Origin of the sequence: Odoribacter sp. N54.MGS-14 (genome assembly GCF_000980295.1) — a bacterium.
Taxonomy (GTDB): domain Bacteria; phylum Bacteroidota; class Bacteroidia; order Bacteroidales; family Marinifilaceae; genus Odoribacter; species Odoribacter splanchnicus.
The window spans coordinates 19,082-36,630 of sequence record NZ_LARL01000005.1 but is presented as its reverse complement, the minus strand read 5'-3'; the positions used below and the strand labels follow the sequence as shown (position 1 = coordinate 36,630).

Annotated in this window: 19 protein-coding genes; 8 read left to right on the top strand and 11 right to left on the bottom strand. The window is 44.5% G+C overall.

What is annotated here, in order from left to right:
• Positions 1–59: 59 nt before the first annotated feature.
• Positions 60–953, top strand: a complete 894-nt coding sequence (locus WS42_RS02015) for an AraC family transcriptional regulator (RefSeq protein ID WP_046450697.1) — start codon at positions 60–62, stop codon at positions 951–953.
• Between the two features lie 26 nt (positions 954–979).
• Here the strand turns inward: WS42_RS02015 and WS42_RS02010 are convergent, their stop codons facing one another.
• Entirely contained in the window at positions 980–1,333 is a 354-nt protein-coding gene (locus WS42_RS02010) for a winged helix-turn-helix transcriptional regulator (RefSeq protein WP_022161286.1), read from the bottom strand.
• 168 nt (positions 1,334–1,501) lie between these two features.
• On the opposite strand from WS42_RS02010, the gene WS42_RS02005 reads away from it, so the two are divergent.
• Positions 1,502–2,029 (top strand): DJ-1/PfpI family protein, encoded by a 528-nt coding sequence (locus tag WS42_RS02005; RefSeq protein ID WP_022161287.1) that lies wholly within the window; start codon positions 1,502–1,504, stop codon positions 2,027–2,029.
• A 93-nt stretch (positions 2,030–2,122) separates the two neighbouring features.
• Here WS42_RS02005 and WS42_RS02000 read toward each other — a convergent pair whose 3' ends face one another.
• The 4 genes from WS42_RS02000 to WS42_RS01985 form a co-directional block, all read right to left on the bottom strand.
• Complete coding sequence (locus WS42_RS02000) at positions 2,123–2,758, bottom strand: thiamine diphosphokinase (RefSeq protein ID WP_022161288.1); 636 nt, start codon at positions 2,756–2,758, stop codon at positions 2,123–2,125.
• Positions 2,742–3,329, bottom strand: a complete 588-nt coding sequence (pnuC, locus tag WS42_RS01995) for a nicotinamide riboside transporter PnuC (RefSeq protein WP_022161289.1) — start codon at positions 3,327–3,329, stop codon at positions 2,742–2,744. The genes WS42_RS02000 and pnuC overlap by 17 nt, the downstream gene beginning before the upstream one ends.
• A 250-nt stretch (positions 3,330–3,579) precedes the next feature.
• Positions 3,580–3,885 (bottom strand): nitrous oxide-stimulated promoter family protein, encoded by a 306-nt coding sequence (locus WS42_RS01990; RefSeq protein WP_013611370.1) that lies wholly within the window; start codon positions 3,883–3,885, stop codon positions 3,580–3,582.
• A complete protein-coding gene (locus WS42_RS01985; protein ID WP_013611371.1) occupies positions 3,866–4,933 on the bottom strand; it encodes a winged helix DNA-binding domain-containing protein in 1,068 nt (355 codons plus the stop codon). Before WS42_RS01985 ends, WS42_RS01990 begins: the two co-directional genes overlap by 20 nt.
• Before the next feature lie 760 nt (positions 4,934–5,693).
• Here WS42_RS01985 and WS42_RS01980 point away from each other — a divergent pair.
• Both WS42_RS01980 and WS42_RS01975 read left to right on the top strand, forming a co-directional pair.
• Entirely contained in the window at positions 5,694–7,046 is a 1,353-nt protein-coding gene (locus WS42_RS01980) for an MATE family efflux transporter (protein WP_046403466.1), read from the top strand.
• 117 nt (positions 7,047–7,163) lie between these two features.
• Positions 7,164–7,733, top strand: coding sequence for a Crp/Fnr family transcriptional regulator (locus tag WS42_RS01975; RefSeq protein WP_022159976.1), 570 nt, complete (start codon positions 7,164–7,166; stop codon positions 7,731–7,733).
• Between the two features lie 71 nt (positions 7,734–7,804).
• On the opposite strand, the gene WS42_RS01970 is transcribed toward WS42_RS01975, so the two are convergent.
• On the bottom strand, positions 7,805–8,434 hold the full coding sequence (locus tag WS42_RS01970; protein WP_022159977.1) for a Crp/Fnr family transcriptional regulator: 630 nt from the start codon (positions 8,432–8,434) through the stop codon (positions 7,805–7,807).
• Between the two features lie 270 nt (positions 8,435–8,704).
• Here WS42_RS01970 and WS42_RS01965 point away from each other — a divergent pair, with 270 nt between their 5' ends.
• From WS42_RS01965 to WS42_RS01955, 3 genes are all read left to right on the top strand, one after another.
• Complete coding sequence (locus tag WS42_RS01965; protein WP_046403861.1) at positions 8,705–9,493, top strand: ATP-binding protein; 789 nt, start codon at positions 8,705–8,707, stop codon at positions 9,491–9,493.
• Positions 9,494–9,542: 49 nt separating this feature from the next.
• Positions 9,543–11,159: a hydroxylamine reductase gene (gene hcp, locus WS42_RS01960; RefSeq protein WP_013611378.1), complete on the top strand. Its 1,617-nt coding sequence runs from the start codon at positions 9,543–9,545 to the stop codon at positions 11,157–11,159.
• 157 nt (positions 11,160–11,316) lie between these two features.
• Positions 11,317–12,300 carry an alpha/beta hydrolase gene (locus WS42_RS01955; protein ID WP_046450696.1) on the top strand — a complete coding sequence of 328 codons (984 nt, stop codon included), beginning with the start codon at positions 11,317–11,319 and terminating at the stop codon, positions 12,298–12,300.
• A 144-nt stretch (positions 12,301–12,444) separates the two neighbouring features.
• Here WS42_RS01955 and WS42_RS01950 read toward each other — a convergent pair whose 3' ends face one another.
• The 3 genes from WS42_RS01950 to WS42_RS01940 are packed head-to-tail and all read right to left on the bottom strand — an operon-like array spanning position 12,445 to position 14,135.
• Complete coding sequence (locus WS42_RS01950; RefSeq protein WP_013611380.1) at positions 12,445–12,789, bottom strand: TIGR04076 family protein; 345 nt, start codon at positions 12,787–12,789, stop codon at positions 12,445–12,447.
• Positions 12,790–12,825: 36 nt separating this feature from the next.
• Positions 12,826–13,032: a hypothetical protein gene (locus tag WS42_RS01945; RefSeq protein ID WP_013611381.1), complete on the bottom strand. Its 207-nt coding sequence runs from the start codon at positions 13,030–13,032 to the stop codon at positions 12,826–12,828.
• Between the two features lie 35 nt (positions 13,033–13,067).
• Positions 13,068–14,135 carry a spermine/spermidine synthase domain-containing protein gene (locus WS42_RS01940; RefSeq protein WP_013611382.1) on the bottom strand — a complete coding sequence of 356 codons (1,068 nt, stop codon included), beginning with the start codon at positions 14,133–14,135 and terminating at the stop codon, positions 13,068–13,070.
• A gap of 464 nt (positions 14,136–14,599) precedes the next feature.
• Between WS42_RS01940 and WS42_RS01935 the strand changes: the two genes are divergently transcribed.
• A complete protein-coding gene (locus WS42_RS01935) occupies positions 14,600–15,367 on the top strand; it encodes a tetratricopeptide repeat protein (protein WP_013611383.1) in 768 nt (255 codons plus the stop codon).
• Between the two features lie 110 nt (positions 15,368–15,477).
• Here WS42_RS01935 and pncB read toward each other — a convergent pair whose 3' ends face one another.
• Both pncB and WS42_RS01925 read right to left on the bottom strand, forming a co-directional pair.
• Positions 15,478–16,635 (bottom strand): nicotinate phosphoribosyltransferase, encoded by a 1,158-nt coding sequence (gene pncB / locus WS42_RS01930; RefSeq protein ID WP_013611384.1) that lies wholly within the window; start codon positions 16,633–16,635, stop codon positions 15,478–15,480.
• A 170-nt stretch (positions 16,636–16,805) separates the two neighbouring features.
• Complete coding sequence (locus tag WS42_RS01925) at positions 16,806–17,507, bottom strand: NUDIX hydrolase (protein ID WP_022159981.1); 702 nt, start codon at positions 17,505–17,507, stop codon at positions 16,806–16,808.
• Positions 17,508–17,549: the final 42 nt, after the last annotated feature.

The window sequence follows — 17,549 nt, the reverse complement described above, 5'->3', positions numbered from 1 at the left end:
CCAAAAGTTTCATTTCCTATGCAATTGGTTTTATTTGAAAATAACTTTATCTTTACAACATGCTAAACAGGATTCATTCACCCCAGGACTGTCTTTCCTCTCTTTGGGACAAATCGTTTCTTCAGGAGAGAGGAATAGCTTCTTTTTTTTTGACTGAAAAAAATACGTTCGAAAATACTCCCTTATTCGACGGAATATTCCGTTATCTTTTAATTCAAAAAGGGACGGCACAAATCACGATTACCGGTTTGGAATACTTTTTAAAACCTTCCTGCCTGGTGGTTCTTGCCCCGGAATACTATTGTCAATTTACAGAGATCGGTTCTGATTTTCAAGGCAGTTTATTGTTAGTCGATAAATCTTATTTAGACACTTTACCCGCCTCCGACAAAATGTACCGGCACATCACGAAAGTCATGCTACAACAACGGCAGGTCAATCTTTTGAATCAGCAACAACATCGGATTGTATCCGAAAGTATACATACCATTCAGGAAAAATTAAAACTGACCCATCACCACCTAAAACACGAAATCATACAAAATGCCCTGGTAACCTTTCTTCTGGAACTCAGCAACATTTGGATCGAAAATCATTGGAACTTGCTCGATGAACCCTATCAAATCAGATACGAATATATCCTGAAACATTTTTTCGACTCTCTGATGCAAAATTATCGCCGGGAACATTTAGTACCGTTCTATGCCGATCAACTGAATATCACCACACAATATCTTTCTTCGGTCATTAAAAGCCTGACCGGGCGTACGCCTAGTCAGTTTATTTTTGAAAGACTTTATTGTGAAGCCCGGGCTCTACTCGATCATCCCGATTTATCGATCAAAGAAATAGCCGAACTATTACACTTTTCCGATCAATCCGCTTTCGGTAAATTTTTCAAAAAACGATACGGACAATCCCCTGTCGATTACCGGAAAAGACACCCTATTTAAAAAGCCAATCTTCTCCAGACAATCGGTTATACAACTTTTTCCTCACGTTCATTCATAATCTGCGGCATATTAGCCAACGCCCAACCGACCAGGCCTTCCAGATAAGGAATCAAACTAAGCCCCCGGGGAGTCAGGCTATACTCCACCCGGGGAGGAATTTCAGGATAGGCTTTACGCCCGATTAAACCGTCGGCCTCCAAAGTACGCAAAGTCACCGAGAGCATACGTTGGGATATATCGCCGATACTTTTCTGTAAATCATTGAAGCGCATTACTTCATTTGCATCCAGCGTAATCAATATTAACATCGCCCATTTACTACTCAACCGGCTCAGTATATCACGGATCGGACAATTCTCGGTATGATGAAAATTTTTCATTTTTTTAACTTTTTACAATCAGCTGTTTTTCAATATTAGTTACATCGAGGTAATTTACTAATCTTCAAGTGCGTTCTTGCATGTTCAAAAAACACCGCTTACCTTTACATCACAAAAGTAATAAACTTACTAAAAATAACTATTGTCTCATTTATAAATTATACGACTATGTCAAAAAAAGTAGCAGTATTAGCAGTAAATCCGGTTAACGGATCAGGATTATTCCAATACCTCGAAACCTTCTTTGAAAAAGGAATCTCTTACAAAGTATTTGCAGTTTCCGATACGAAAACCATCAGGACCAATTCAGGTATCCCCCTGGAAGCAGACGATATCATAGCCCATCTGTCCGGTCATTCCGACGAATTCGATGCTTTGGTATTTTCATGTGGTGATGCAATACCTGTATTCCAGAACAATGCGACCCAACCTTACAATGTCGATCTATTAAAAGTCATTCAGGAATTCGCCACTAAAAAGAAAATAATGGCCGGACATTGTGCTGCAGGTTTAATTTTTGAAATTGCAGGTATCACAGAAGGGAAACGCCTGGCCATTCATCCTCTGGCCAAAGCCGCTATTCAAAAAGGCATCGCAACCGACGAACCTGCTGTGATCGACGATAATTTCTACACGGCTCAATGCGAGCATACCCTCCCGGTATTAATGCCCCGCTTGGTAGAAGCATTAGCATAACAGGCTTCCGGCAGACGTTTTTATCGTTTAGCATTCCTCTGCCATTGCCGGAAGGGAATTAGTTTATAAAGTTCGTAAAGAACTTTATAAACTTTATAAACTAGAGAAAGTACGGTATACCAACACCCTGGCATCTTCTTCCAGAATAACGGTAAACTCCTTGCCGGTAGCTTCGTTCAATGTCGCTTCCCACCAATACAGGAGACGCCTTTTTTCTATCGGATAACGAAGTCCGGATACAGAAATCCTACCATTAGGATACAATGAAAACAAGGAAACCTGTTGTCCCGGTTCACTATCCAAAGTAGTCGTCCGGTATAAGGGTGTAAACCATCCGAAATCGGAAACCATTTCTACCCGTTCGAATTCAGTCACATACTGGGCCAGCAAAGAAATATTACCCAAGGTATGATCTTCACGCCTACCGGTAGCCCCCAGAATCAATACTTCCCGGAAGCCTAAAGTTTTGACATAATTCACAGCCTTGGTCAAGTCGTTCGTCTCCTGATCTTTCACCCGGTGAATCCGATCGGAATAACGGTTTCGAACCGGTTCCGGCAAACTATCCAAATCACCGACAACCGCATCCGGTAGCCGGCCATTCTCCAATCCGATCACAGCCCCATCACAGGCAACAACAAATTCAGCCTGCCTCAATAGTTCCAATGCCTGTTGCCCTGTCGGAAATAAACCGTTTGCAACAACCACACATTTATATCTTTTGATCATACCACTTTCCTTTCTTTTTCCAATTGATCCATCCTACAATCGCTAATACGCCATAACATACAAATAAAAAGCAGGTCGGATACAAAGCCCGCTGATAATACAACAATGCCGACACCCCGTCGATCACCACCCAAAACCACCAGTGTTCCAATATTCTCCGGGCCAGCATCCACGTTGCCGTAATACTCAAAGCTGTGGTAAAAGCATCTCCGGCCGATACGGGCGAATCGGTATAATCCGACAAAATGAAATACAACGTACCGTACAAAAAAACAGTTACGACAGTAATGCCCCATATCAGCCTGATATTCAAACGACGGTACAATATCAGCACTTCAGTGCCTTCCTGTACAGCCTTTCCCTTATGCCATTGCCAGAAACCGTATATACTGATGCAGACATAATAAATATTCAGGCTCATGTCGGCATAGAATTTAGAGAAGAAAAAAACAAAGATATAGACAAACGAAGTAACAAACCCGACAATCCACATTGCCCGATGCTGAACGATCTCCAAACCGAGATAAAGCAAACCCGTCAATACACCGAAATATTCCAGTCCTTGTTCCATGCGTTTTCCTTAAATATACAACTGCAAAAGTAAGTTTATTTCGTTACTTATTCGTCTCCGGTGACCGGAATTGTCGACCCGGTCACTTCCACCGGTCAGTGAAGGAAAGCCTTAACGGACCGGTCCAGGCGAACCGGTCTGACGATATAAAAAACGGAAGCGGAATAGAAAGAAAAAATAAACCTAGAATCAAATCGGCCTATAAAGTCTATAAAGTTCATAAAATGCATCGACCGGCGTTCTTTCCCGATCATTTAAAATCACCGAACAAATGTCTCAAAGCTATCAGCGGGTGATAAAATAACATTCTCGGACCGGCATAGCGCATCACCTGCCGCATTTTCTGCCGCATACCGGGTTTATAGCAATGTATTTTACAATGTTTACACGAAGTTTTACGTTCTCCAAACGGACAATGCTCCAAACGGGCATGCGCATACTCCAACAAAGCCCGGCACTCCTCGCACAAACAATCGTTCCCTTCCTGCTTCCGGCAATACAAACGGACCATCATCCCGACCACTCTTTTTTCTCTTTCAATCCGGGACATATCCATCTACAAATTTCCGATATTGTTTTTCAACTTCCTGCAAGAGCTTTAAAGGACATTTCGATCGTTTATCAAAAAACGAAACCGTTACCGTCAACCCTTCCTTTTTTTTCACCTTGCTCCAATTACCTATAATCTGTCCGCCATATAAAATCACCGGATAAAACGTCCCCCACCTGTTAAAAGCTTTCGAATGGTGCTTTTCCGGAATAACGGGAGTCCGGTCTTTATAGCTCACCAAATACTCATCGAAAGGAGGAAGCAATTGGATCAGATCTCTATTTTCCGTTTTCCGACAAGCTGCAAACACCCAAAACGCCTGTCCTTCAAAATGTTCTTCAACTAGAAGTTCTTTAATCGAACCGATCGCCTGTTGGGCTTCTGTCACCGTCAGTCCCGACCACCAGACGAAATCTTTTAGAGTAGCAGGAGAATGACTACGAAAATAATTGACAGCCAGACGCGCCAAAGCTTCTTCCCTGGGCAAGGAGGAGGCAGGGGCCACCTGTTCATCCAGCAAAGCATAACCGGGCTTTCCATTCTTATCCGCACCGCTACATACAATCCCTTCCATTTCGGCCCGGAGCACATAACGTCTTACCCGATCGCCGGTAACAGGGACACCGGCATGCCCCAACTCCATTTCTATCTCTTCACGCGTGAGGCAGTTTCCTCCGGACAGCATCTTACCGATCAAATCATTACACTGAGTATATTGATTTTCTGAAATGTCCAGTCCACTGGCTTTCACCCAGGAATCGATCACCTTTTTGAGCCGGGAAGAAGTGAGTTGCAACATCCAGCGTAAATCTTTTCCGGCAACATAATGCCAGGTAGGACGCATAATGTGAGTCCGCACAATTTCCCCTTTCGCCAGGGCCTCATTTACTTGCGCAATCGTAGCCGACTTCAAACGCAGCCCGACAGCCCATTTCGACATGGTATAATCTTGTGCCTGCATGGCTCCCATCCAACCGACCAAATCGGCAGGATGCCCGAATTCAGGTTCTGCCAACTGATGACATGCCATCCGAATATCTGTCAATGTACCCATTTTATCCGATCTTTACCGCCGCAAGTTGGCAAAATTGTCTGAGAATAATGCATATTCAAATCATAATTTTCCGGCAAATTTACCGAAGTCATCACTGAAATCACTATTTTTAAAACAAAAGATTTTCGTAAAAATGCCAGGCCGATCATGCTACGCTGTGGACCGATGACATATTCGTAGGTTTATTTTTTCTTTCTATTCCGATTCCGGGTTTTGTGCCGTCAGACCGGTTCGCCTGGAACGGTCCTGCTCCCATGGTCTTTCGGCATAAACCCTGCATCTCACGTTAACACGACCTGGCAAAGGAAAAATTAGAAAAATTTTATAGAATAAAATACCGGCTCACCTCTATCGGATTATGGATAGTTGGGTTACTTTACCGGAAAATCTTTTTTCGCTGAAATTTATGGTTTTCAGGTCCGGTTTAGCTTGCCAGGCAGTGATAACGGGAGTCGAAGATGTTCGTGTTCGGGGACCATTGGAGCTCTGGCGAGTGTCGTCTTGCTTTTTCTGAACGACCGACCGGTGGTGTCTGACGGAAACGTAACGTAAAGTTTTTTGCACAGTGAGGAGTTCCTCCGGTCAGTGAAAGAAAAAGCCAGACGACCGACAGAAGCGACCGCGTCCCCCAACACGAATACCGAAGACGAACAAGGACCGGAATAATTCCACATAAAAAATAACCGAGAAGTTATCATTTGGTAATTTTTTACCCTATAGTTTGCCTTACCTTTGCGACGAAATTCAAAAAAAGAGGAATATGAGAGACAGTATTGATTTCGGAAGCATGAACATTTCGACCTTGTTCAGAAAATTATTGATTCCGACAGTTTTAGGAATGATATTTTCAGCAGTATTTGTAATCACCGACGGTATCTTTGTCGGGAAAGGAATCGGTAGTGATGCTTTAGCAGCCGTTAACATCACTGCCCCTTTGTTTATGATCACGACGGGTATCGGCCTGATGTTCGGTATGGGCGCATCTGTAGTCGCTTCTATTCACTTATCCCAGGGGAAAGTAAAAGTAGCGAATATCAATATCACCCAGGCAATCGGATTCGCTTCTTTACTCATTCTGATTCTGTCCGCCCTGTGTTGTCTGTTTTTAGAACCTTTGGCCCACTTGCTGGGAAGTTCGGAACGCCTATTGCCCGGCGTTATGGAATATATGATCTGGTATATTCCTTTTCTGGTATTCTATCTAATCCTGAATGCAGGGATGTTCTTCATCCGTTTAGACGGTTCCCCCAATTATGCCATGATGTGTAATGCTATAGCAGCAGTAACCAACATCCTCCTCGATTATATTTTCATCTTCCGTTTCGGCTGGGGACTGATGGGGGCAGCCTTTGCAACCAGTCTCGGGACAACGATCGGGGGACTGATGACAGTTGGTTATCTGCTGCGCCGGTCACATACTTTACATCTGCAACGAATCAAATTAAGCCGGAAAAGTATGCAACTTACCGCCCGGAATATCGGTTATATGGTTAAGCTCGGTTCATCGGCCTTTGTCACCGAACTATCCATCGCCTTTATGATGTTTCTGGGAAATTACGTATTCATCAGTCATTTAGGAGAAGACGGAGTAGCAGCATTCAGTATCGCTTGTTATTTTTTCCCGATTATTTTTATGATATACGACGCAATCGTGTTATCGGGTCAGCCGATCCTCAGTTATAATTTCGGTCTCCGGGATACATCACGGATCAAACAAACCCTCCGTTTGATGTACAGAACAGCACTCCTCTGCGGAATAAGTTTTTTCACCCTCACCGCCCTTTTCCGCCACCAGATTGTCGCTCTGTTTATCGGACCGGAATATGCAGCTTATCAGATTGCAGTGAAAGGTTTGCCTTACTTTGCCTTCGGCTTTATATTTTTCGCCGTCAATATGATTGGAATCGGTTATTATCAAAGTATCGAACGGGCACATCGGGCTACCGTCATCACCCTGCTACGCGGGATACTATTTATGCTGGTGGGCTTCCTGGTGCTTCCTATATTACTCGATGTAAAAGGAATATGGCTGGCCGTCCCTCTGGCAGAAGTACTCACCCTTCTCCTGATCGGCAGCCTTTATCTGCACGAAAAGCAGAAACAGAAGTCTTAAATTTACCGAAATCGGCTTTACTCCTGTGGAGAACTTTCGGTCTTGTCCGCCGCCCTTACGACTACCTTAATCTAAAATTAAGCACTATCTTTGCAGGGCAAAAAGAACAGATCAACTATGGAAGTCTTTATCGAGAAATTCTGCCGAAGGTATAACCTTTCAGAAACGGATGTAAAAGCATTGACAGAACAAATGCAGGAAGTACGTTTTAGAAAAAAAGAAGCTATTGTCATTGAAGGAGAACGCAATAGCAATTTATACCTGATCAAAGAAGGAATCTGGAGAGGACATTATCTGAAAGACGGAACCGATACGACTATCTGGTTTGCTTCTGTCGGTGAAATAGCCTTTTCGATCTGGGGATATGCCGACAATTCGATCTCCCAAATCTCTATAGAAGCCTGTAATGACAGTATCGCATACAGTATTCCGCGCCATCTTTTAACCAAGTTATTCGATTCATCCCTTGGATTAGCCAACCTCGGGCGCCGTCTGATGGAGCAACAATTGCTTACCACTGAAAACTGGTTACTCAGTAATGACAGTCCGCGTGCTAAAGAACGCTACCTGACTTTAATCCGGGAAACCCCGGAATTATTGCAACATGTCCCGCAAAAACACATCGCTTCTTATCTGTGGATCACCCCGCAGTCACTGAGCCGGATTCGGGCAAAAATAAAGCTATAGAGCAGGAATTTCGTGTTTAGAAACTTTTAGTTTGTTGAGACTTCCCAAACTGCTCACCTCACTTATCCCCGTCAATCGATCTTATGCTGTACGACAGTGATTTTCCGCTTTTCGATCCGGAGATATCCTTCATCGGCCAATTCCGACAATACCCGGGCTAAGGAGGGACGTGCCACTCCCAGGATATCGGCGATCTCTTGTCGACTACGCGGATTTTCATGTTCGCGAAGATAAGCCAGCAAGCGGGTTTTCAAATCCTGTAAGGCAAAAGCATTCAACTTACGGCTCAAAAAAATACTCCGGTCGGAAATGATCCGCAGAAAATTTTGCATCACTATCTTTTCCCGATGCATCAGGTCTACAAAATCAGTCCGGTTCAAAACCAGCACTTCACAATTTGTTAAAGTGGTAATATTTACCGGGAAACGGTTGTCTGTAGCAAAAATAAAAGCCGGAGCCAACAAACGGGGAGCTTCGATCTCTTCTATCGTCACCTGTTTCCCCTCTTCATTCACCATATTAGTCCGTACCCGGCCACTATACAACAAATACAACGACTGACAAACCGTCCCCTGTAAAGCAATAAAATCACCGATACCAAACTCACGCAAAGCATTCGGAGTACGACCGATAAAATTTTCCAGGAACCTTTCTGAAAGCCCTCTGAAAACCGGAGCCTCTGCCAATTTCTTATAATCCATCATCCGTCTTGTTTATTATTTATTATCCTTCTCCCTGCAAACACCTTTTCCCCCAATAACCCAACAACTTCATAACTCTATAACTCAGTAACTCAACAACTCAGTAACTCTACAACTCAGCAACTCTACAACTCAGCAACTCTACAACTCAGCAACTCTCCTCCCCAAATATAGCACAATTCCCCTCCATATTTTTTTCCATTGTAACATTTGTGACAATTCTTCTGTAATAAGATTCCGATTTTTGTCATTACATTAAAACAGACAAATATGAAACGCACGATAATTAAAATCGACGACTCCCGGTGTAATGGTTGCGGTCTTTGTGTAAAAGGTTGTCACGAAGGGGCTCTGCAACTGATCGAGGGCAAAGCCGTTCTAGTGAGCGAACTCTATTGCGACGGTTTGGGGGCCTGTTTAGGAGAATGCCCGCAGCAAGCGATAGAACTGGAAGAGAGAGAAGCCGAAGCTTATGACGAACGTAAAGTGATGCAACGCCTGCTCCCCAAAGGAGAAAAAGTGATCTCCGCTCATCTCCGTCATCTGGCAACTCAGGGACAGCAGGATTATCTCCAACAAGCCATCGACGTATTGGAGGAATCACAAAAACAAGCCATCGGTATCCCGGCATCGGCGCAAAGCCAAACGGATACCTTCACCTCACCGGTATCGATGCCCAGCGAATTACAACAGTGGCCCGTTCAGTTACATTTACTGTCTCCGACCGCTCCCTGGCTGAAGAAGGCGAATCTATTGGTTGCTGCGGATTGTACAGCCTATTCTGCCGGGGATTTTCATACCAACTGGCTTCGTGGGAAACGCCTGGCTATCGCGTGTCCGAAACTGGATCATGGACAAGAAATATATCTCGAAAAATTGATTACGATGATCGATGAAGGAGGAATAGACACCCTGACCGTTATGATCATGGAAGTGCCTTGTTGCAGTGGGTTATTGCACCTTTGCCAGAAAGCCCGTCAAAAAGCAAAACGCAACATTCCTTTAAAGATGGTCAAAATCAGCCTACAGGGCGAAATTTTAGAAGAAATATGGCTATAAGATTACTTTTTACGTATAAAGTAAAAGGTATACAAATCAATAAAATGTTATGAAAGAATCGATGTTTTGTTTTCAATGTCAGGAGACAGCCAAAGGGACAGGCTGTACAGTCCGCGGAGTATGCGGTAAAAACAGTACAACTTCGGCTCGCATGGATTTGCTGCTCTTTGTAATCAGAGGAATTTCTATTGCAGCCCACACCTTACGTACGCACCGGATATTACCCGATCCACAAGTCAATGCTTTTGTCATCGACGCCCTCTTTTCGACTATTACCAATGCTAATTTCGACGAAAAAAGCATCACCGAGCGGATCAATCGGGGGTTCAATCTTCGCAACCGTCTGGTTGCTCAGGCATCGTCAGCCGGCATCACCTTTCCTTCGGCCGACGAATTGACCTGGAACGGAGCCCCGGAAGCTTATGATGATAAAGCGGCTGAAGTGGGGGTATTACGCGAACCGAACGAAGATCTGCGTTCACTGAAAGAATTAATTGTATATGGACTCAAAGGAATGGCGGCTTATACCGGGCATGCTATGCGCCTGGGATACGATAATCCGGCTCTTCACGAATTTATACAACGTACCTTGTCCGATATCGCTATCGGTAACCTGTCGGTCGGAGAACTCACCGCCCGTGTCCTGCAAACCGGGACATTCGGCGTACAGGCCATGGCCCTACTCGACCAGGCCAATACCGGAAGTTACGGTAATCCTGAAATCACCGAAGTCAATCTGGGCGTCCGTTCTAATCCCGGAATCCTGATCAGCGGACACGATTTGAAAGATATGGAAGAGTTGTTACGGCAAACCGAGGGAACCGGAATCGACGTGTATACCCACAGTGAAATGTTACCTGCCCACTACTATCCGGCATTCAAAAAATACAAACATTTCGCCGGTAATTATGGAAATGCCTGGTGGAAACAACGGGAGGAATTCGAAACTTTTAACGGACCGATCCTTTTCACGACCAATTGTATCGTACCCCCATTACCGGCAGCCACCTACACAGCCCGGATGTACACGACCAATTCAGCCGGATATCCCGGATGTAAACACATCGTAACAGATGCGGACGGGAAAAAGGATTTTTCGGAAATCATCGAAAAAGCAAAAACCTGTAAACCTCCGGTAGAAATTGAAAAAGGAACCATTGTCGGTGGCTTTGCCCATCACCAGGTCATTCAACTGGCAGACAAGGTGGTCGAAGCTGTAAAAAGCGGAGCTATCCGTCAGTTTGTAGTCATGGCCGGATGTGACGGACGCATGAAAATACGGGAATATTATACCGAATTTGCCAAATCTCTCCCCTCCGATACAGTGATACTCACAGCTGGCTGTGCCAAATACCGTTACAACAAACTGGGTTTGGGAAACATCGGAAACATTCCCCGTGTCCTGGATGCCGGACAATGTAACGATAGTTATTCACTGGTACGCATAGCCCTGAAACTGCAAGAAGTATTCGGACTGAAAGATATCAATGAACTCCCTATTGTTTACAATATCGCCTGGTATGAACAAAAAGCCGTTATCGTACTACTGGCTTTACTGTCATTAGGTATCAAAAATATCCATCTGGGACCGACCATGCCCGCTTTCCTTTCACCGAATGTCGCCAAAGTCCTTACGGAAAAATTCGGTTTGAGCGGCAAAATTTAAAGCGCCGGAAAATGAAAGAGTAACAGCGGACAAAGCGATAAAAATCAAATTCAGATCGCTTTATCCGCTGTTACTGTCATCATCTAATACAAAAGGCTGTCACGGAGAAACTCCGGTTTTCTTTTCTGCGTACAACCGGAAAATAAAAATTTATATCATGACAGCAAATCGAAAAAAAGCACCCGAATATCTGAAAGACGATCATCTTAGTGTCGGTACAAAAGAATATCTCAAAGTATTGAATTCAGGTGACAAGCCGGTGGAATCGCTCTCTGTTCCGGAAGCCAGAAAGGTGTTGGTAACAGCACAAGCCAGCGTAAAAACAGACCTTTCCGGCATTGAAGAATCGGAAAAAACAATCACAGTGGACGATCACATGCTCCGTCTGAATATCCTCCGTCCTCAAGGTTCTAAGGAAAAGTTACCGGTATTCATCTTCATCCACGGTGGAGGCTGGGTATTAGGAGATTACCCCACCCACAAACGTCTGGCCCGTGATCTGGTAGTCGAGTCCGGTTACGCCTGTGTGTTCGTCAATTACACGCCTTCGCCCGAAGCCAAATTTCCACAAACGATCGATGAAATATATGCAGCGACCTGTTGGGTGGCCGAGCATGGGGATGAAATTCATGTAGACGGTCACCGCCTCGGTATCGTCGGCAACAGCGTCGGGGGCAATATGACTATCGTCACCAGTATGCTGGCCAAAGAGCAAAAAGGGCCTGAAATCAAGGTACAAATCCTGATGTGGCCGGTAACGGACGCGAATTTCGACTGGGAATCCTATGATCTCTACGGAGAGCAACGTTTCCTAACCATTCCCTTGATGCAATGGATGTTCGACCAATATCTTACCGAGCAAGACGACCGCCTGAATCCTCATCTTTCTCCTGTACAAGCCTCTACCGAAGAGTTACAAGGTCTTCCTCCCACCTTGATCGAAGTTGCAGAAAACGATATCCTTCGAGACCAGGGAGAAGCCCTGGGCCGTCGTCTCGACGAAGCAGGTGTTGATGTCACCACCATCCGTTTCAACGGCGTGATCCACGATTGGGGGATGCTCAACGGATTCGCCACTTTACCTCCTACCCGTTCCCTGATCCTTTTTTCAGCTGCTATGCTCAAGAGATACCTGGAATAGCTCCCTCCCTCCCCCCCACAAGCCATGCCTTTAGGCTTGTGGGGATCAGTGTCCCTCGCAGGGCCCGACCGGTCAGCGATCTGTAAACCCAACCACCCAGGTTGACACAACCGCTTATCGATCCTTTAGGGGTAAACTCACTTCTTACCTCACCGGCGTATAGTCGATAACCGATTCCTCTTCGGTCGCTTCCAGTTTAAATATGACAGGACGCAAACCGTCATTACAACTACATATAGCTACCCCGGGTTTTCTGATCCAGTCGCCATAATAAAACAATGTTTCACCCGCTCCATGCGAAAGCGCAAAAACATATTGGTAGATCGCTTTCCAGGCCTCATCGCAAAAGCCCTCGGGTTTAGCATAGTCGGCATAAAATACCTGCCCGGCTTTTAACATCGGACAAGCCTTCAAACCTTCTGCTCCGTACTCTTTTACCAACTCTTCGTCCAAAGTGGTTTTCAACACCGTTATCTTTACTTTTTTCATCGTATTCCGATTTCAAATTATTAAACCATCTTATATTCAATAACGTACCGTACGACGAGGTGAACCGCTCCAGGAACATCCCAAACAATAAATCACAGTCAGGTCGAACCCTTCGAGACTCTCCCCCTCCTTGGCGGCAATAACCTCAAACTCAACTGTCACAAACACCAAACGCCGTTCTTTTTTCTCGTTCAACACATAGAAATTCGGTATTTTACATTGCGGACACAAACGTCTTTTCATATAACTATCCTTTTTATTTTCTCACTCTATATCAATTATAAAAGCCCGGTCCCTGCCAGCTTCCGTAAAAACGGATTGCGAAGACAAGCGACAAACTGCTCGTAAGTATATACCGGCCGGAGGATGACTGGCTCTCCGGCAGGTGCAGTCGCTGAAAGCAGATCCGACATCCGGTGAAATAATTCCCAACGCAGATGAGAAAGCAAAGAATCCTCGATCCAATAAGAAAAAAGGGTATTCGGACTATTTTTTTCCAAAGCTTTCATTTGCTTGTAAAGAGGATATCCGTCGGATACATCGTGCCATAAATCCACAAAAGCATGGTCGTAATAGCCGTCGGACATGCAATTCGTCGCAAACTCAAAAGCATCTTGCCGAACGATATCGATCTTCTCCTTTTTAGGAAATTGAGGAAGGATATGCTCCCGGAACAGAGCGATGACATTTTCGTCCCTTTCGACAATAGTCAGCGTTTTCACTTCCGGTTTTTCAGAAACCATAAAAGCATAATACCCCATTCCGAGTCCGAAAGCAACAACCTGCCCCGCTGCCCTGGCTATGGGTTGCCGCATGGTTTCTATTTCATTCGGTTTAATAGCCATCCACTCCTGCCCGTCCTCCATGACTGCCGGGAATGAAAATTCCGTATCGAAAAATCCGATCTGTGGAATTTCTTTCAACTCTTCATCGGTCCGGATATCATCACAAACAAACGCTTCATAGGGTTTATATTTTTCAATGGTCAGCTTCCAATTTCCAAAATGAGCTTCAGGAATCCGAATTTGCCGGTAATAAGGATTCATCCGATATTCCTGCGGATCGAGCCGGCGGATACCGGACCTCAGATAAGCTGTCGACAGATAACGATCCCGGGGATTATTTTCCACATCCAGTCCACAAGCAGCGACCAACAAGCTGGTATAGGCTTCTGCTAACGTAATTTCACACTCACCGGTGATCCCCTCTATCAGTTCTTTCGTGATAAAATCAGGACATACCGTAAGATATCTGCTCATTAATCCCAGCACCTCATTATTCATCTCCAAAACCTCACCCAGATTTTTTACTTTCCGGCGGTCGATCGGACTTAAATCGATATTCATTTTCTCCTATTCTAAAAATTCAATCTTCACTCCTCAGAAGTCTTCTTTCCTACTCTCACCACCACTTTTCCAACTTCCATCAACTTTTGTGCCTCCGGTATTTCTTCAAAGGAAAATGTTTTGTAAATATACACTTTTAATATCTCTCCGACAGGATTAACAAAGCATATACGAATCTCCCGCTAATCAAGTTAGCGCCTAATGTCATTGAAAAAACTTTCTTTGTATAAAAAATAATCACTATCTTTGCCACGAAAATACCACCGCAGTCAAATTGTTTGTCCGGATACCGCCGGATATCCGGACTGCCAGTTACCGTTAAATTTATTTATCACTGTTTGAAGTGAAACCAAGATCCGTAATGGGTCCGGTTTATATCGTTCTTTGACATATCCTCATCTATCAGCCCGTAAATAGATTTATCGACAAAAAGTAAAAACCATCGATTAAAAAATCTTAAGATTATGACATCCGAAATATTATTTCAAGAAAATACCGAAATCGACTCAATACAACAAATGATCACAACAATCCATAACCATATCGCCGAATACCGATCCAACCTCTCCCGAAGGCCCAACGTCTATCGCCCTAAAATAGCCGAATTACAAGCTAATCTGGCTCAAATTTACTGGTATGATTATAAAGATTACCATTCAGCTGAAAAGTTATTTCTTCAGGCATTGGAGAACTACGAAAAATATTCAGGGCGCAGAATCATCATACAGAGTCATAAATTGAAGATTATGGACTTTTTAGTAAACCTATACAACCGTTCGAATCGTTTGGAACTTTCCGAACAAATATTACTGCGAATGTTGGAAATACAAAAGAGACTGGCAGAAAACTATTGGTGGATTTACCTCGAAGATGTAGCAATAACCCAATGGCGGTTAGGCAATCTATATGTCGACATGCGACGCTTCAATTCGGCGGAACGGCTGTATTCGGCCAGTCTGGATACCCGATCCGAATTCGACCGGGAAGATATATACCGGTATCGTCCTGCAACGGCACAATGCCAGCGAAGCCTGGGAAAACTTTATGAAGTACATTTAAAAAACTATCCGAAAGCAGAGCAATGTTACCGCAAATCGATCGAAATATTACAAGAACTCTGTGAAAACGAATATGAACGCTGCAATTTCATCCGTTCATTACAACATTCCCAACTTCTTCTGGCCCATCTGCATAGCGATACCTCCAGCGAACAGGATCGTCCGGCAAACTAAAATTCCGCATTTTACGATGCCGGCAAAAGCTACGATCGAATAAGTGTAATCTATCGCCCCTCCAATTTCCAGTGTAGTGACCGTTTATCCGTCATTACCGTTTTATCCGCTCAAATCCTTAACAATCCCTGGCAAAGGGCTATTTCCTTCGGGTCACCCGTATGTTTACCTTCCACATCGGAAAGCTTTACGACAGGCCAAAATTCTTTTCCTCCCTGAGGTTTACACTCGAACATTTTGATTACCATGTTCAGCGGTTTTACTCCGACATCATTAGACAAGAAAGTACCGATCCCATAAACATCATGTAATCGTCCGTTCACAAAGGAGCGAATATTTTCTACCCCTTCCAGATCGAGAGCATCGCTATAGACCACGGTCTTTGTCCGCGGATCGATCCGTTTCTCCCGGTAATGTTTCAAAGCTTTCTCGGTAAATACATAAGGATCACCGCTATCCCAACGCAACCCGTCGAATAGCTTAGCATATTGCGTATCGAAACTGCTGAAAAAGTTATCGGTTGTATAGGTATCCGTCAAGGCTATCCCCAAATGCCCGTCATACACATCCACCCAATTAGCCAAAGCCAGAGCATTGGCAGACCGATAGCCATAATGTGCCCCATGGTACATAAACCATTCGTGGGGATGAGTTCCCATAGGAGTAAGGTTATACTTCATCGCCAGGCATACATTACTGGACCCTTTCAAGTATTTGCCGGAATACTCCTTCAATATTCCGATCACCCGATCCTGTACCTCGAATGAAAAGCGGCGCCGTGTGCCGAATTCCGATATTTCTGCACCGATCTCTGCAAAACGACGGGCTTTATGGATCGCTTTTTCTTCCACCTGCCGGGCAAACTGGCCGGTCATCTGAAAATAAAGTTCCGATATCATCGCCATTAAAGGGACCTCCCAGAGTACCGTACGATACCATAATCCACGGATCTCGAGTTCCAGGCTACCCCCATTTTGCAGAATCCTTACTTCTGAAGGATCGAAACGATATCCTTTCAAGAGATCGAAAAATACAGAATCGAAATAATAACATTTTCGCCGCATAAACCGTTCGGCCTCGTCGGTCAAAGTCAATCCGCGCATCTCTTCCACTTCTGCCTGTAAAGCTTCGGCAAATCCTGACGGGAAATCGGTTTCTCCCCGGTTGACAAAACGATATACGACTTCGGCATCCGGAAATTTCTTCTGAATGGCATTCATCGTTGTAAATTTGTAGAGATCGTTATCTGTAAAATCTTTGATTATCATATGCCTTCGATTAAAAATTCGACCTCAGCGCCGTTGTCGTTGTAAAACGGGCACCTAAAGGCTCAGGCCAGATCGTATGTACATAATGCCTTTAAATAGTCCGGCACCACTTGTCCGTCGACCTTAGGCTTCCATACCCCCAGCTTCCGCCTGAATCCGGGTAATCTTCATTATTCCCATTTTAAATAAAAACCCTTTTCCGTAAAATACCGATATTTTACCCGATCAAAGCGATAATACCTGACCTTCCTACCGTTCTTCGCCCGATTTTCCTGTTCTGCATCGACCAATAATCCGGTCCCTACCATCTTTCTACGAAAATTATCCCGGTCGAGTGTACACTGTAAAACCGATTCGTATAAATGCCGAAGATCGGCCATCTTAAATTCAGGGGGCAACAGATCGATCCCGATCGGCCGATACCGGGCTTTTAACTTTAATCGGTCGGCAGCCATTTGCAGAATTCGTCGATGATCGAATGCCAGGGGCGGTATTCCGGACAAAGGAAACCATTGGACCCTATCGGCATCGTCCCCTGCCTTCACTTTACAATCCTCCCATCTGACCAAAGCATAATAAGCGATACTGACAACGCGATAACGAGGATCACGATCGACATCCGAAAAAGCATATAATTGTTCGAAATTCACTACTTTCAATCCGGTTTCTTCTTCCAACTCCCTGCGGGCACAGGTTTCTGCATCTTCATCCATATCCATAAAACCTCCCGGCAAAGCCCATTTCCCTTTAAACGGTTCGTTCCCTCTCCGGATCAATAATACCCTCAACTCCCCCTCGCCGAATCCAAAGATAACCTGATCGGTCGTCAACGCGGGACGGGGATATTTATAACAATACTGGTTTTCCATCATGCATCTGCCTTTTATATCACAAATGAAAGAAATAAAAACAAC

What these genes read in the sequence shown, in the direction of transcription:
- WS42_RS02015 (WP_046450697.1), top strand. Translation starts at nt 60, where the DNA reads ATGCTAAACAGGATTCATTCACCCCAGGACTGTCTTTCCTCTCTTTGG.
- WS42_RS02010 (WP_022161286.1), bottom strand. Translation starts at nt 1,333, where the DNA reads ATGAAAAATTTTCATCATACCGAGAATTGTCCGATCCGTGATATACTG.
- WS42_RS02005 (WP_022161287.1), top strand. Translation starts at nt 1,502, where the DNA reads ATGTCAAAAAAAGTAGCAGTATTAGCAGTAAATCCGGTTAACGGATCA.
- WS42_RS02000 (WP_022161288.1), bottom strand. Translation starts at nt 2,758, where the DNA reads ATGATCAAAAGATATAAATGTGTGGTTGTTGCAAACGGTTTATTTCCG.
- pnuC (WP_022161289.1), bottom strand. Translation starts at nt 3,329, where the DNA reads ATGGAACAAGGACTGGAATATTTCGGTGTATTGACGGGTTTGCTTTAT.
- WS42_RS01990 (WP_013611370.1), bottom strand. Translation starts at nt 3,885, where the DNA reads ATGGATATGTCCCGGATTGAAAGAGAAAAAAGAGTGGTCGGGATGATG.
- WS42_RS01985 (WP_013611371.1), bottom strand. Translation starts at nt 4,933, where the DNA reads ATGGGTACATTGACAGATATTCGGATGGCATGTCATCAGTTGGCAGAA.
- WS42_RS01980 (WP_046403466.1), top strand. Translation starts at nt 5,694, where the DNA reads ATGAGAGACAGTATTGATTTCGGAAGCATGAACATTTCGACCTTGTTC.
- WS42_RS01975 (WP_022159976.1), top strand. Translation starts at nt 7,164, where the DNA reads ATGGAAGTCTTTATCGAGAAATTCTGCCGAAGGTATAACCTTTCAGAA.
- WS42_RS01970 (WP_022159977.1), bottom strand. Translation starts at nt 8,434, where the DNA reads ATGGATTATAAGAAATTGGCAGAGGCTCCGGTTTTCAGAGGGCTTTCA.
- WS42_RS01965 (WP_046403861.1), top strand. Translation starts at nt 8,705, where the DNA reads ATGAAACGCACGATAATTAAAATCGACGACTCCCGGTGTAATGGTTGC.
- hcp (WP_013611378.1), top strand. Translation starts at nt 9,543, where the DNA reads ATGAAAGAATCGATGTTTTGTTTTCAATGTCAGGAGACAGCCAAAGGG.
- WS42_RS01955 (WP_046450696.1), top strand. Translation starts at nt 11,317, where the DNA reads ATGACAGCAAATCGAAAAAAAGCACCCGAATATCTGAAAGACGATCAT.
- WS42_RS01950 (WP_013611380.1), bottom strand. Translation starts at nt 12,789, where the DNA reads ATGAAAAAAGTAAAGATAACGGTGTTGAAAACCACTTTGGACGAAGAG.
- WS42_RS01945 (WP_013611381.1), bottom strand. Translation starts at nt 13,032, where the DNA reads ATGAAAAGACGTTTGTGTCCGCAATGTAAAATACCGAATTTCTATGTG.
- WS42_RS01940 (WP_013611382.1), bottom strand. Translation starts at nt 14,135, where the DNA reads ATGAATATCGATTTAAGTCCGATCGACCGCCGGAAAGTAAAAAATCTG.
- WS42_RS01935 (WP_013611383.1), top strand. Translation starts at nt 14,600, where the DNA reads ATGACATCCGAAATATTATTTCAAGAAAATACCGAAATCGACTCAATA.
- pncB (WP_013611384.1), bottom strand. Translation starts at nt 16,635, where the DNA reads ATGATAATCAAAGATTTTACAGATAACGATCTCTACAAATTTACAACG.
- WS42_RS01925 (WP_022159981.1), bottom strand. Translation starts at nt 17,507, where the DNA reads ATGATGGAAAACCAGTATTGTTATAAATATCCCCGTCCCGCGTTGACG.